Consider the following 14,618-nt stretch of genomic DNA (forward strand, 5'->3'; position numbering starts at 1 on the left):
GGCGCCAGCCGCGAGCCCTTCGGGAGGCCCCGCTGGCACGGTTGCAGACCAAAAGCTCGCGGCTGGCGCCGCGCCTACAGGGGCTGCTGCCGTCGCTGCGGCACCGAGCGCTGCCTCGCACGGCGGCGCGGCCGATGTCGAGTACGACATGGTCGTGCTCGGCGCCGGCCCGGGCGGCTACTCGGCGGCATTCCGCGCTGCCGACCTCGGCCTCAAGACCGCGATCATCGAGCGCTACGCCAGCCTCGGCGGCGTGTGCCTGAACGTCGGCTGCATCCCTTCCAAGGCCCTGCTGCACGTCGCCGCGGTCATCGAGGAGGCCGAGCATGTTCACAGCGCCGGCATCAGCTTCGCCAAGCCGTCGGTCGATGTCGACGCGCTGCGCAAGCACAAGGACGGCGTCATCGGCAAGCTCACCGGCGGCCTGGCCGGCATGGCCAAGGCACGCAAGGTGGATGTGATCCGCGGCTACGGCCATTTCCTCGACCCACATCACCTCGAAGTCGAGGAAACCACCGGCACCAGCCAGGACAAGACCGGCGCCAAGAAGGTGGTGAAGTTCAAGCAGTGCATCATCGCTGCCGGTTCGGCCGCGGTGCACCTGCCCTTCATCCCGAAGGACCCGCGCATTGTCGACTCCACCGGCGCGCTGGAACTGCGCCAGGTGCCGGGCAAGATGCTGGTCATCGGCGGCGGCATCATCGGCCTGGAGATGGCCACGGTGTACTCGACGCTCGGTGCGCGCATCGACGTGGTCGAGATGATGGACGGCCTGATGCAGGGTCCGGACCGCGACGCGGTGAAGGTGTGGGAGAAGCAGAACGCCCACCGCTTCGACAACGTCATGCTCAAGACCAGGACCGTCGCCGTCGAGGCGAAGGACGACGGTCTGTGGGTCAAGTTCGAAGGCGAAGGCGCCCCTGCGGAGCCGGTGCGCTACGACATGATCCTGCAGTCGGCGGGCCGTGCGCCCAACGGCAAGAAGATCGGCGCCGACAAGGCGGGCGTGATCGTCGGCGAGCGCGGCTTCATCCCGGTGGATGCGCAGATGCGCACCAACGTGCCGCACATCTTCGCCATCGGCGACATCGTCGGCCAGCCCATGCTCGCCCACAAGGCGGTGCATGAGGCGCACGTCGCGGCCGAAGTGGCCGCTGGCCACAAGGCGGCCTTCGACGCCACCGTGATCCCGGGCGTGGCCTACACCCATCCGGAAGTGGCCTGGGTCGGCTACACCGAGGCGCAGGCCAAGGCCGAAGGCAAGAAGGTCGACACCGCCAAGTTCCCATGGGCGGCGTCCGGCCGGGCCATCGCCAACGGCGCCGACTACGGCTTCACCAAGCTGATCTTCGACGCCGAGACCCACCGCGTGATCGGCGGCACCATCGTCGGGCCGTCGGCCGGCGACATGATCGGCGAGGTCTGCCTGGCCATCGAGATGGGTGCGGATGCGGTCGACATCGGCAAGACCATCCACCCGCACCCGACCCTGGGCGAGACGGTGGGCATGGCGGCCGAAGTGGCCCATGGCAGTTGCACCGACCTGCCGCCGATGCGCAAGAAGTAATCCTGCTGCTTGCGCAGACCTAAACGGGGCGTCCCCGGCAATCTGTCGCTGGGGACGCCCCGTCTCCGTACCAGGCGTCTAATGAGTGTGCTCGGCCCCCGGCATCAACACCAAAGCGGCAAGTTTAATGACGAGCACGAACGCATAAAGAAGAGCAGGCGCACTGCCATACAGCCACAGCCGCATGCGACCGCAGCCCGCCTGCATGGCGAGCACCTCAACCCGGATCCAGACAAGCCAAAGAGTCCACACCAGCGCAGCATAGGGCAGCACGTTGAGCCAGCCGAGCCACGCATCCCCGCGCTCTGCAAGCGCAGGGAAGGACAAGTGCACCCCGAACAGGGCACCCAACTCATTGCCAAGGACATGCGCATTGCGAGTCGCGAAAGTGGTCACCGCGTGCGGAATCAAGCCGATGATCGCCAGCGGGGCCAGCGCAAGCGCGAGCCCATTGGCCGCGGTACGCCATGAGACCCCAGCCGCTCGCGCCGCCCGCGCGTAGGCCCACGTACCGACGAGCAGCGTTAACCCAAGCCCCAGTGCGAGTGCAAGAAAACGTCCGATATCGAACACCTTTGCATCAAGTGCGCCCCTCGCATGCACCCATTCGCCAGCCAATACCCAGGGCAGGTAGGGTTTGAGCGGCGTGTGCTGCAGACCGTGCAAGAATTGGATACCCACACCCGCTACCCCAAGGATCACCAGGAACACCCACATTTCGTGTCTATCCTGGCCAGTCACCGGCAATGTCAGGGCCGCCCCGGGGCGCAGGACGACCAAGTGAGCGCTATCGCATTCGGTGATGCAGTCCGTACACAGGGTGCACGCATCCATGTTGTTGCGCGACTCAAAGCGGAACGGCGACAGGTGATAGCTGCATGCTTTTGCACACTCAAAAGTCCGACAACTCTTGCAGTCCTCCGCTTCGGTGAGGATCTGCAGCACCCCGACCTTGCCGTGCGTCGCCAACACGCGTCCCAGTGGACAGGCATGCTTGCACCACGCCATGTCCTTGAACACGAAGAAGGTGGCAAAGGCGATGACGGAGAAGATCAGGAAATACCAAGCCGTAGTGCGCGTCGACGCTGACAGCGCGCCAGGCATCGCATAGGCCACCACCCAGTAGGCGAGTACGATGATGACAAGACCAAGCCACACTCCCCGGAGCCGCTTAGGGAAAGGTCTGCGCAAGCCCCGCCGGCTCAGCCACTTGCCCACGAATCCGTGCGGGCAGATGGCGCAGTAGGCATTACCCAAAGTGGGCGTGACAACACTTGTCAGCAAGGGCCAGAAGACGCCCCACATTAGCAGGGTAGCCAGACCTACCCGTGCATCCTCGGTAACGAAGGCAGTTGCCACGCCAACCGTGAACAGCAGCAGCGAGAGCACCCGCAAGCCGGTCATCAGGTAGCCGCGGCGCAGCAACCACCCCAGTAGCGGCCAGCGGGTCAGTACGTTAGCCACGCGGGTCGCCACGGCGGGAGCGGGCGCGCGCGCGATCGGGATCACTCGATTCATATCGCTTCTCCATTGCCGGGTGGCGTCAGAACGCGACCCGCGCACCGAGGTGGAAGTACCGGGCATCCGGATCGTTGCGCTGCGTCCCCGTCGATGTGACCGAGAAGTTGTCGGGATCACGGCGATCGAAAAGGTTATCCACACCTGCCGTCAGCACCAGTCCCTTTCGATGCTGGTACTGCACGCCCAGGTCAGCCACGGTCAGGTTTGAGTTGTAAGGAAGCGCACCGCGCGGCGCATCGATACCCACCGCCAGATAGTCACGCATATGACGGGCTCGCGCGCTCATACCCCAGGCACCCCGCTCGTAGAGCGCTTCCAACCGCCAGGTCTGTCTGGCGCGCCCACTCAGTCGATCACCGGTATCGGCGTTTGTTGCCCGCAACATCTCGGCGCTGCCGATGACCGACCACCCGTGGCTCAACGGCCAGCGTGCGATAAACTCTGCACCATCGATCTTGGCACGACCGATATTGCGGTATTCGACTACACGCAACGGACCCGCCATCTCGGTGGTGGTGAAAGATTCAATCAGCTCGTGCACCCGGTTTCGGTGCAGGGTGAGCTCGACGTATCCAGCACCAAACTCCCTGCGCAACATTGCCTCCCAGGTCTTGCTCTCTTCTGGCTTGAGTTCCGGATTGCCGCGAATGAGCAGTCGTCCGCGGGTAAAGCGGGAATACTGCTCGAGGAGTGAGGGCGCGCGAAACGCCGAGCCATATCCCAATCGGGCACTCCAGGTGCCATCTAGCCACCCAAGCGACAATCGCGGATTCGAGGTGCCGCCGAAGTCGTCAAACCGATCATGGCGAACACCCGCAACGAGTTGCCAGTGATCGGTGATCTGCCACTGATCCTGAAGAAGAACGAAACGGTTGTTGCGGCTGGCCTTCCGACTGTTGATGCTGACGTCGAGTACATCGCGCGTGCCGCCGATACCGACTGAGCCAAAGTGTGTTGTGCCGGGCTCGAAGTGATAAACAGCGTCAGCCTGGAGTTGACGAAAATCTGTCGTCTCCACTGCGGGATGGCTGCGATTCGTGGAGCCCTTGCTCCGGCCCGAACTGGCTCGGACCACGAGTTCGCCATCGGCGATCGCACCTCGATAATCGAGGCTGCCAAAGTGACGGGTCTCCTTCTCATAACGGACATGCGAACCGCCGGCACCAGTTGCCTTCGCCTCGCTGTCTCGATCGAAGACCTCCATCGCCCAACCCAGGCTATGCATAGCATCGGGCGTCCAGCGCCCCCGGTAACTACCCGACCAGTTGTTGAGCCGGCCGTAGTCGTCGCTGGCCGAATCCGGATGGCGAAGCCTCCCACGCAGGTTCTGCTCGATCGTGAAGCTGTGACCGAGCACCGTATCGCCTGTACGGTGGTTGATCCCGCTCGCAATCGACTCGCGGCCCCCGTCCGCTGAACCGACCCTGACGAGTGCCTGAGTGCCCGCCCCCTCACCCGGATGACGGGTGATGACATTGACCACACCACCGAGTGCATCCGAACCGTACAGCGACGACAAGGGCCCACGAACAATCTCGATTCGCTCAATGTCGAAAAAGCCAACCTGGGAAATGTTGTTGCTACCATAGTTGTTGGTGCGGCGAAAACCGTCCACCAGGATCAGGGTGTGGTTGCGATTGAAGCCCCGCAGTGAGAGGTCCCCAGTAGCCCCCGAACTCGAAGCACTGACGCCAAGCACATGCTTGAGACTCTGCCCTACGCTCGTGTCTCCATAGCGCTCAAGCCGGTCGCGCTCCACCACATCAACGCTCGCCTGCACATCCCGCACGGCGGACGCCTGTCCAGTAGCCGTCACGATGATCTGGTCAAGCGTCCTCACGGACGTCTGATCCGCGAAGGCTGCACCACCAGCGAGCAGGGCGCATAGCGAGCCCGTACCGAAGACAATGTTTCTCATCCGAATTCCTTCCTGTTCTGTCGCCACGCAACCCTCTCGCCAAGGGCGATGGCAAATTGGGGCTCGATCACGCCGTACCAACACGACGCAGAACGCGGCAAATAGGCCGTGTCGTTCGACAAGCCGAAATGCACCCGGCACAAGGCAGCGCCGGATGCGATACGAGTGGGAGAAGGGATCAGATAGAGTGAGGAGGGGCGCGTGGAAATGCGGCCAGGAAAGTGATGCGCAGCAGGTGCGCCTCAGCCAGATCGGGCAGAGCGAAAGCCCTGTAGCCGAGCGGCCCGGCGAGGCCCACCAGAGGACCAGTTGGGATTGCCCATGCCTTGGCACCAACAGTGCAAATGGGACAGGACAGAGGCGAAGCGCCATCCTCATCGATCGGGTTGCCATCTCGGTCGATAGCAACGCGCTCGACGCCACGTGTGGTACACAGTTCGGCCCAGACCGACTCACCGGTCAGGTGCAGCAGTTGCGGCATGACAGCGCCGAGTGCCAGTAGCAAGGCACTCAAGCCTGCGAGAAAGCGCGTGCGGGCGACCCTAACGATCATGCGCGCCCGCTAAGACCGAGTCGAAGCAAACAGCATGAGATCGCACGACCACAGCGATCATCGCGGATCATCGCGGCCAGCGAGCACATCGCCCAGTGCGGGCTCGCCATCGCCCGCCTGCACCCAGACCTCGCGCGTGCGCCGCTCGCCGACCATCTCGAGGCGCCCCGCATGGCGCAGGCTCTTCAAGGTTCGCGACACCGTCTCGATGGTCAGGCCGGTGATATCGGCAATGTCGCGCAGGGTCGGCAGTGCAACCCGCACGCGAGCCTTCCCCAAACCCAAACCGCGGCCCATCAGGCCGAGCAACTGTGCGATCCGGGTCTCCGCTGCCCCACTTCGCAAAGCAACCGAGTCTGCGGAGCGCCGTTCCATGCCATGCACCAGGTGTAACAGCTTGGGCGCACTCATCTGCTCTTCGGGATCTGACCATCGCTCGAGGATGACTTCGGACAGCGCCCGCGCAGAATAGGAATAGATACCGAACAGCAAGACCTCAACCCCGATAAGGTCACCCGCGAGCGCAACCCCTGCAAAGCGGGTCTGGTCCCCTGTATGAAGATCTAGGCGCACTGATCCCTGCTGTATGCGCCAGGCTTCGCCAGTCTGCCCGCCGCAATAGATCTCGGCTCCACGCTGATGGAAGACGAGCCCTGCGGCAGTTGCATCGGCTATCCGGTTAGACTCAGGCTGCGGGCAACTTGCATGCGGCAACGACAACTGCATCTTGTCGATCCTCCGCCCCGAACACCGATTGCGAGGGACGCGCTGCAGCCTACACACTGCATCCCACCTCAGGCGACGCTCGGGGCCGGTTCGGGGTTCAGTCCAGCGCCACCTGCGCCTTGAGCCAGAAGGTACGACCAGGCTCGTTGATCGGCGCACCGCTCGGCGCGATATAGCCCGGAATTGCCGCACCACTCTTGGACAGATGTTCGCGATAGGTGCGATCGAACACGTTGTCGATACCCGCGGTCATCAGCACATGCTTGCTGTGACGCCAGCCCGCATTGAGCGACAGGGTCGCGAAGCCCGGCGTAGTGCCGGTATCCGCACCATTGGCAACGATGCCACCGTAGCCGATGTGGACGCGATCCTGCTTGGCCACCAGGCGCACCATCGCCCCGTACGAGAAGCGACCGTCATCGTAGTCCAGGCTGACGCGGCCCTCCAGAGGCGGTTGCTGGGCAAGCGCCTTGTTGTCGGTATCGTTCGTGCCCCGCACCCACGCAAGCGTGCCGACCGCCTTCCAGTTGGAGGCGAAGCGCCAGGTGAGGTCACCCTCCAGCCCATACACCGTGGCATCGACGTTGCGCACGGCCACTGGCGCCGGCATCCATTTGATCAGGATGTGGTCATCGATCTTGCCGTAGAAGCCGGAAACCGACCCTGCCAGATCGCCCGCAGCCCACAGCGCACCGATATCGAGCTGGGTGGTCTTTTCGGGCTGCAGGGTATCGAATGTCCGGGTACCCCCGGCGCCAGATGCACGCATGTACTCCCAGAAGTCGGGGAAGCGGCTCGCATGCCCGAGGCCGGCATACCATGTGCCACGCCCTTCATCGAATGCTGCCTCGTAGCGGACGAAGCCCGAGCCGAGGGTATCTGCCTGGTCTCGCGAAACGCTGTGCTTGCGCACTTCGTGGCGGTCGGCACGCACGCCGCCAATGAGCCGGCTATCGTCATCAAAGCTGTAGCGCAGTTCTCCGAACACGCCGTGGCGCTCGAAGCTGTAGTCCTTCATGCGCGCTACCGCATTGCGATCAGGGAAGGCCGGCGCAGCGACCGACACCATGCGACCGGTATGGGTGTCATCCTTGAGATCGGCGCCCAGCACCAGTTCGACATTGTCGGACGGTGTCAATGTGAGCGCTGCCCGCGCGCCCCAGGTCTCGCGGTCGGGGTTGCTGACATTGCGCGTCGCCATGGGCCGGCGCAGGCTGTAGTTGTCCATGACGTGGTCGATGTAGCTGTAGAACAGCTGCGCTTCGACACGGCTCACCAGCGGCGAGAGCTTGCGCTTGTCCAGCTTGAGGTTCACATGCTCGCGCGCGAACTTCGAGCCGTCCATGCCACGGTCTGCGTAGGCGGCCTCACCATCACTGCGCCCGAAGGCCAGTTCGAGAAGCGTATCGTCGTCAGGCGTCCATCCAAGCGCGGCATCGGTACTCCAGCGCGTGTAGGACGAATGCACCTCTCGGCCGCTGCCGTCCTTGTAGTTGTTGCTGTCCGAGCGCGTCGCACCGATGCGGGCGAAGAAGTCGGGGTTGCCTGCCTTGGCATCGAAGACTTGGTCGTTGCGCCCCCAGCTGCCCACCGTGAGACTGCCGTTGGCGCGCCAGCCGGCCTCAGCCAGGCGCGGATTGTCGCGCTCGAAAAGCACGATGCCGGCCGAGTTGCCTGATCCGTAGAGCACGGTCTGCGGCCCTTTCAGCACCGTCACACGATCGAAGGACTCCGGGTACACATAGGCTGTCGGCGGATCCATACGGCCGCCACACCCACCATGCACCTCATATCCATCCTGCACGATTCCGAGACGCGACCCCGACATGCCGCGCAGGACGGGGTCGCCATCCGCCCCGCCCTTGCGGATGACGGAGAAGCCCGGGATGGCCTTGAGGTAGTCGGCGCCGTCGTGCGCAGGCAGCGGCTGGCGCGGTGCCTTCGGATCTGTAGTGACGGTAAGCGGGGCCTCAGTCACGGGTGCAGTGACGACAACGCTGCCCAGCATGGCATCCTGGGCGCTCGCGAGCGCCGGGAGTGCAAGGGAGATGGCGACTGCAAGCGGCAGGCGGCGGAGATTCTTGTTCATTTCAGTGCTCTCAACATAACTATGGCATTAAAAGGCGCCCCCCCCACACCGCACGAAGTCCGAACATGCTCGGGGAGAGACAGGGCGCTAGCCATCTCAGTCCAGGGCCACCTGCGCCTTGAGCCAGAAGGTTCGGCCGGGCTCGTTGACGCGGTCACCAACTGCATTCGTATAGCCGAGGATCGTCGCATCACCCTTGCTCAGATGCTCGGCATAGGTTCTATCGAACAGGTTATCGACACCGAAGCTGATCTTCGCCTGCTTGTTCAGCGCATAGCTGCCGTTCAGTGACAAGGTCGCGAAGCCAGGTGTCGTCGTCCCACGGTCAACGCCGGCGATATTTCCGTATCGGGCATGAATGCGATCCTGTCTGGCAACCGCGCGAATCACGCCGCCGACGCCCCATGCACCAAGTGTGTAATCCGCACCGATCTTGGCCTCGAGCGGCGGCGTCTGTGCGAGCGGAACATTAATGGTGTCATTGGTGGCACGCACGTATGCGAGGCTGCCACGCAGAGTCAGCGCATCCGTCATTCGGTAGGCGATGTCAGCCTCGGCGCCATAGCGCGTCGCGTCGACGTTACCGCTGGCAAGGCACGAGTTGAGCTGGTGATTGCGCGAATTCGACAGCCCGCTGGCGGCCAGGCAACCAGCGCCGCCAGGCATGGTGCCCGCTCCCATCGGCCCACCCGCGGTACCGACACCGGGTCCGCTGTAGAGGAGGATGTAGTCATCGACCTTGGCATAGAAGGCCGACAGCGAGCCTTGCAAGCGTTCGCTCTTCCACATCAGCCCGGCATCGAGCTGATGCGTGGTCTCGGGCCTCAGGCCGCTGGTGTTAGCCTGAATGCCCTCGTAGAGATTGGCCTCCCAGTAATCCATCGGGCGCTGGTTCATGCCATAGCCGACGTAGACCGTTGCCGGGCTGCTGAGGTCCTGCTCATAGCGCAGGAAGCCGCTCCTGAGCGTCTCGCTGGCCCGACCTTGCGCGGTACCCGGGGCACTGGCGACTGCCCCCATGCCAATGAACGTACGATCGGCTTTCCAGTCATCCAGGCGCAATCCACCGATCAAGCGCTGGTTGTCGCTCAATTCGTGGGTCAGCTCGCCGAATACGCCGGTGAACCGGCTCTTGTAATCGGTCAGACGGTCTCTGGTCTTGTAGGTATCTGCTGCGGCTGCGCTGGCACCCCGCTGATGACGAGTGGTGTGCTCATCGCGTCGCCAGTCTGCTCCGAGGGTGAGCTGGTTACGTGCGCCGAGCGCAAGGTCGACCGATACGCGCGCACCGTCCGTCTCACGGTCGGGATTCATCGCCGCGCATCCGGTCGCCGCGCCCCCAACACACGAGGCGGTGTCACGCATCGAGTAGTTGTCCATCACGTGGTCGATATAGCTGTGGTAAAGCCGCAGGTTTACCGCCTTGACCACTGGCGACAGATCCTGTTTGCGGAAAGTCATGCCATAGCTCTCGCGGTCGAACTTGCTGCCGTCCATGGCGCGATCGGCATAGGCCGCTTTGCCGCGACTGACGATACCGTCCAGATCGATCCGGGTATCGCGATCCAGCTCGTAGCTGCCGACAAGCGTGGCACTCTGGCGTTTGAAGCGCGAGTGGATCTCGGTGCCGTCGCCGTCCTCGTAGTTGCCGGACTCGGCATGTGTGATCGTGGCCTTCAGCGCTGCCTGCTCGCCGGCAACCTCACCGCTCGCAAACACGTCACGGCGACTCCACGAGCCCACGAGAAGACTGCCCTCGCCGCGCACGCCCGGTGAGATCGGCACACGCTCATTCTCGAACAGCACGACACCGGCGGCGTTGCCATTGCCATAGAGCACGGTCTGTGGTCCCTTGATGACACGCACATTGGAGTAGGACTCCGGGAACACGTACGCCGTCGGCGGATCCATTCGGTGGTTGCAGCCACCGTGGAAATCCATCCCGTCGAGCAGGATCGGCAGTCGTGAGCCGGCAAGACCTCGCAGCACCGGGTCGCCGTCCGTGCCCCCTTTGCGGATGATCGAGAAGCCAGGAATGTTCTTCAACAAGCTCGCGCCATCGCTAGCGGGCAGCGGCTGCTGAGGCGCCTTCGGGTCGACTTCAACTGTAAGCGGCTGCGCCATCTGCGGTGCAGTGACGACAACGCTGCCAAGCATGGCATCCTGGGCGCTTGCGAGCGCCGGGAGTGCAAGGGAGATGGCGACTGCAAGCGGCAGGCGGCGGAGATTTTTGTTCATTTCAGTGCTCTCGATATCTGGGGCAGCCGTGCCGGACGCGCCTGGCGCAGGCATGAGTCCGCCCCTCCGGGCGCCCTTGGGCGCCTGGATGATGGCTTCATGTACAGAGGTGAGGTGCTAGGGGCGCGACGGAACGCCGGGCGGGAAAATCAGCCCATTGTCACGGAGGCGCCGAGGCGGGCTCAGTGCTTGCCGTGCTGCATCTTCATCGGCGCATTGAGCGCACGCGCAGGGGCGTTCAGCTCGATGGACTGGCGGCTGCCGTCCTTGTTCTCGACGACGATGGTCAGCGGCACCTGCTCGCCTTCCTTCACCTGCGCCTTCAGGTCCATCAGCATGACGTGGTAGCCGCCGGGCTTGAGTTCCACGACCTGACCGGCCGGCAGCTCGAGCGCGTCGATCCGGTTCATCTTCATGACATCCTTGTCCATCAGCATTTCATGGATTTCGACGACACCGGCCACTGGCGAATCTGCAGCAACGAGGCGCGCGCCGGTGTCGGACTTGAGCTGCATGAAGGCGCCGGTGGCCTTTTGCTGCGGCACGGTGGCACGCACCCAGGGCTCGGCAACGGTAACCTCGGCGAGGGTGTGGAGGGAGCTCAGGGCGAGCAGGGTGGCAAGGGCAATCTTCTTCATGACTGAATTCTCCAGAATGGGGCGCATACGGCATACGGTTGAGGCGGAACGATCGGCTCGCGCCGGATCAACCGGGATCTACCCTCCCAGACGCGTGACACGGCGGTGCCCACGCATACTCGGGAGGCGAGTGCTCAGGCCGGTAGCGGAGGCGCGCGCGGACGCGACGGCGACCATGCAAAGAGCGGACGCGGTGCGTGGAAGAAAAGCCATGGATGAGATTTGCCCGTCGCGTCCGGCCCTGGCTTGGCGATGGCGAGGGCAGGCAACAAGGCCACGCCGGCATGGGCGCCACAGTAAGGACACTGCTTGAAGGCCTGCAGGGGATCGCCATCGTCCCCACCAGCCGGGCCCTGTACTGAATACAGGCCGAACTGATCTTCGCCGACCGCGACCCAACCCGACCCTTCAGCCGAGCAGACCTCGATCAGGTACCGTCCATCTGCATCCGGCCCCATCGCCCGGCTGATGGTGGGCGCGAGCGCCGCCATCATCATCGCGAAGATCGCGAGCCAGGCGAAGAGGGGTTGATTTAGGCGCCGCATGACGAGTCGATGGATTCGGTCTGTGCTCTGGAACGGAACGGAGTATACCGGCAGGCGCTGCCCCACAATTGATTCCAGTCAGTTCCCGCACACTGCAGGCTGCAAGCTGCGGCAATACGCCGCAGGCCGCAGCTCATCGCGCCTCGTCTTCAGATCGAGATACCGGCTCGGGCACGCACCCAGGCGATGAACTCGTCAAGCGGCAAGGCCCTGGAGTACAGGAAGCCCTGGATGAAGTCGCACCCCATCTCGGCCAGCACGCGCGCCGTGTCCGCACGCTCTACACCCTCGGCCGTCTCCTTCAGGCCAAGGCGATGGGAGAGATCGATGATGGAGTCCGCAATCTCGCGGTCACGCTCGGAGCTCACTAGATCGGTGACGAAGCTGCGGTCGATCTTGACCTCCTGCACCGCCAGTTGCTTGAGGCGGCTCATGCCGGAGAAGCCGGTCCCGAAGTCGTCGATGGAGAGACTCACCCCGAGCTCGCGCAGGCGCTTGAGCACATCGGTCACTCCAACGCCCTCCGCCTCCTCGAGCATGCTGGTTTCGGTGATCTCCAGGCAGAGCGCGGCTGCAGCCACATTCCATGTCTTGAGTGCCTGCTCGATCAGGTCGGGGACTTCCGCGTCGTAGAGATCGGTGGCCGAGAGGTTGATCGACAACTCGATGTCGAGCCCGGCCATGCGCAGCCCGTGCAAAGTGCGCGCTGCATGCTGGAACAACCAGCGGTTGAAGGTGTGGCGCAGCCCGAGTCGATCGATCAGCCCAAGGACTACGGGCGGAGGCACGGCTTCGCCGCCGCTGTCGCGCCAGCGCAGCAAGCCCTCGGCACTGCGGCATTCGCCACTGGCGACGTGGATCTTGGGCTGCAGATGGAGCTCGGGCGCACTGCCACCGAAGAAGGCCTCGCGCAAGTCGCGTTCGAGCCGTGCCGCATGCGGCGAAACCCGATCCATCGACGGATCGTAAACCTGGCTGCCCGACCCATTGCGCTGCGCCATCAGGCAGGCGATTCGTGCCGACTGCAGGAGGTGAAAGGCATCCTGGCCGTGGATCGGCGACATCGCCGCACCGCTGACGACTTTGACCTGCAGGTCCAGCCCCTCCACCTGCACCGGCTCGCGGCCAAAGGCTTGATCGAGCTTGAGCATGGCCAAGGTCAGCACGGCGGGACTCGACAGCGCGGGCAGCAAGATCAACCACTCGTTGCCGTCAAGGGCAAACAGCAGATCCTGCGCCCGCAGGCTGTTCAGCAGGCGGCGCTCGAGTGCGCGCTCGAACTTGCGCACATGCTCCAACGGCAGGCGCAGGATCAGCGGATCGGGGATCACGGCAAAGGCTATGACCCCGACACCACAATCCGTGGACTTCTGCTCGACCAGCCGCGCGGAAAGTTCGGACAAGGCCGCCAGTAGACCGGGCGGGATACGGACGTCCATGCTCAGACCAGAAAGAAGTCGGTAGGGTCGATACCGTGCGCGTTGGGCGGCAACGCCTGCACGATCCGATACGGCTCGCCGGAGTGCGCCAACGGCTGCATGATGAGATCCAGCGTGCGCGGAAAACGATCGATCGTCTTGTCTGGTGCGAGCAGCACCAACACCCGGGGCTGCAGCCGGCGTACCTGGTTCTGCTGGACCACCACGCCCACCTCCCCGGTGTTGAGTTCGACCAGTGTGCCGATCGGGTACAGGCCAATGCACTGGAGCAACTGGTCGACCAAGGCGTCGCGGAACTGGGTGCCACGCAGCTGATTGAGCGTCTCCATCGCCCTCTGGCTGGATACCGCATCGCGATAGACCCGGTCTCGGGTCATCGCACAGTAGGTGTCGACGATGCCGGCGATCTCGGCGGACAAGGGGATTCGCATGCCCGCCAGGCCGCGCGGATAGCCCGTGCCGTCGAAGCGCTCATGGTGAGCGGCGATGATTCCCAGCACCTCGGAATCGAAATCCTCGTTCGCCCGCAGCAGGTCGACCGTGTTGCTGACATGCGCCTTGACGAGTTCGAACTCCCGGTCGTCGAGCGGGCCCGCCTTGCTCAGGATCGCATAGTCGATCTGTACCTTGCCGATGTCCTGGAGCAAACCCGCCAGCCCCACCTGCCTCACCTGGCGGCTGCTCAGGCCGACGAAGCGCGCGAACACCATTGCATGGACAGAGACATTGAGCGCATGGTCGTAGGCGTAGTGATCGGTGCGCTTGAGGCGGGTGAGCCACAGCAGCGCATCGGGGTTGCGCTCCACACCGGAGGCCATCTCGCCGACGAGGCCGTCGAGGCGCTCGACATCGACAGCGCCCGCGCTGTCGATCTCCATTCGAGCTTCACGCAGGGCGCGATAGACGTCATCGACGATCGGGGCCGAATAGAGCAGCTCCGACTCGAGACGGCTGCGCCCATCCTCGCTGCGAATACGCGGGACATGGGCTACGCGCGTCGTATGGATCCGGCCCTTGAAGCTGCGGGCAACATTGAGGAACTGGCTTGCCTGGAGGCGGGACTCGACATCGCTGGGATGGCTGCGCGGCAAACCGTCCAGCCCCAGCAGACGCGCGCTTACATCGATCACCCTGCTGCTGTGATGCTCGCCTACCGACAGGGTGTGATCGACCACCACCTCGCGGCAGTACTCCTGCAGCGCACGCATCTGATCGACGTTCTCTAGCAGAAAGCCCTGCAAGCGGAACGGCGTTTCGATCCACGGACGATCGATCTCGGCAATGAACATGCCGATCTTCACATCACGAGTCGACAGCGTGCGCTTCAAACGATGGCTCCCATAACGTGAACTTACCGCTGCCCCTCTTCAGGCAGCGGTCAAAG

Annotated in this window: 11 protein-coding genes; 1 reads left to right on the plus strand and 10 read right to left on the minus strand. The window is 63.8% G+C overall.

Going from position 1 to position 14,618, the window contains the following annotated elements; translation table 11 throughout:
* A partial coding sequence (lpdA, locus tag B447_RS13135; protein ID WP_002940888.1) for a dihydrolipoyl dehydrogenase occupies positions 1–1,567 on the plus strand: 1,567 nt, incomplete at its 5' end.
* Positions 1,568–1,645: 78 nt separating this feature from the next.
* Here the strand turns inward: lpdA and B447_RS13140 are convergent.
* From B447_RS13140 to B447_RS13185, 10 genes are all read right to left on the minus strand, one after another.
* Entirely contained in the window at positions 1,646–3,085 is a 1,440-nt protein-coding gene (locus tag B447_RS13140; RefSeq protein ID WP_002940891.1) for a 4Fe-4S binding protein, read from the minus strand.
* A 25-nt stretch (positions 3,086–3,110) separates the two neighbouring features.
* Positions 3,111–5,006 (minus strand): TonB-dependent receptor plug domain-containing protein, encoded by a 1,896-nt coding sequence (locus tag B447_RS13145; protein ID WP_002940893.1) that lies wholly within the window; start codon positions 5,004–5,006, stop codon positions 3,111–3,113.
* Between the two features lie 178 nt (positions 5,007–5,184).
* Positions 5,185–5,559: a DUF2946 family protein gene (locus B447_RS22740; RefSeq protein WP_332306966.1), complete on the minus strand. Its 375-nt coding sequence runs from the start codon at positions 5,557–5,559 to the stop codon at positions 5,185–5,187.
* Between the two features lie 57 nt (positions 5,560–5,616).
* Positions 5,617–6,285, minus strand: coding sequence for a Crp/Fnr family transcriptional regulator (locus B447_RS13155; RefSeq protein WP_083491452.1), 669 nt, complete (start codon positions 6,283–6,285; stop codon positions 5,617–5,619).
* 97 nt (positions 6,286–6,382) lie between these two features.
* Entirely contained in the window at positions 6,383–8,374 is a 1,992-nt protein-coding gene (locus B447_RS13160) for a TonB-dependent copper receptor (RefSeq protein WP_002940907.1), read from the minus strand.
* 96 nt (positions 8,375–8,470) lie between these two features.
* Positions 8,471–10,612 (minus strand): TonB-dependent receptor domain-containing protein, encoded by a 2,142-nt coding sequence (locus tag B447_RS13165; RefSeq protein ID WP_002940916.1) that lies wholly within the window; start codon positions 10,610–10,612, stop codon positions 8,471–8,473.
* A 182-nt stretch (positions 10,613–10,794) separates the two neighbouring features.
* A complete protein-coding gene (locus B447_RS13170; RefSeq protein ID WP_002940919.1) occupies positions 10,795–11,250 on the minus strand; it encodes a copper chaperone PCu(A)C in 456 nt (151 codons plus the stop codon).
* 134 nt (positions 11,251–11,384) lie between these two features.
* Entirely contained in the window at positions 11,385–11,861 is a 477-nt protein-coding gene (locus tag B447_RS13175; RefSeq protein WP_232431621.1) for a DUF2946 domain-containing protein, read from the minus strand.
* 83 nt (positions 11,862–11,944) lie between these two features.
* Positions 11,945–13,234, minus strand: a complete 1,290-nt coding sequence (locus B447_RS13180) for a GGDEF domain-containing phosphodiesterase (RefSeq protein WP_002940924.1) — start codon at positions 13,232–13,234, stop codon at positions 11,945–11,947.
* Between the two features lie 2 nt (positions 13,235–13,236).
* Positions 13,237–14,562: an HD-GYP domain-containing protein gene (locus B447_RS13185; RefSeq protein ID WP_002940925.1), complete on the minus strand. Its 1,326-nt coding sequence runs from the start codon at positions 14,560–14,562 to the stop codon at positions 13,237–13,239.
* Positions 14,563–14,618: the final 56 nt, after the last annotated feature.

The organism is Thauera sp. 27, assembly GCF_000310125.2.
GTDB lineage: Bacteria > Pseudomonadota > Gammaproteobacteria > Burkholderiales > Rhodocyclaceae > Thauera > Thauera mechernichensis.

Coding starts and splice junctions, on each gene's coding strand:
- B447_RS13140 (WP_002940891.1), bottom strand. CDS start 3,085: ATGAATCGAGTGATCCCGATCGCGCGCGCGCCCGCTCCCGCCGTGGCG.
- B447_RS13145 (WP_002940893.1), bottom strand. CDS start 5,006: ATGAGAAACATTGTCTTCGGTACGGGCTCGCTATGCGCCCTGCTCGCT.
- B447_RS22740 (WP_332306966.1), bottom strand. CDS start 5,559: ATGATCGTTAGGGTCGCCCGCACGCGCTTTCTCGCAGGCTTGAGTGCC.
- B447_RS13155 (WP_083491452.1), bottom strand. CDS start 6,285: ATGCAGTTGTCGTTGCCGCATGCAAGTTGCCCGCAGCCTGAGTCTAAC.
- B447_RS13160 (WP_002940907.1), bottom strand. CDS start 8,374: ATGAACAAGAATCTCCGCCGCCTGCCGCTTGCAGTCGCCATCTCCCTT.
- B447_RS13165 (WP_002940916.1), bottom strand. CDS start 10,612: ATGAACAAAAATCTCCGCCGCCTGCCGCTTGCAGTCGCCATCTCCCTT.
- B447_RS13170 (WP_002940919.1), bottom strand. CDS start 11,250: ATGAAGAAGATTGCCCTTGCCACCCTGCTCGCCCTGAGCTCCCTCCAC.
- B447_RS13180 (WP_002940924.1), bottom strand. CDS start 13,234: ATGGACGTCCGTATCCCGCCCGGTCTACTGGCGGCCTTGTCCGAACTT.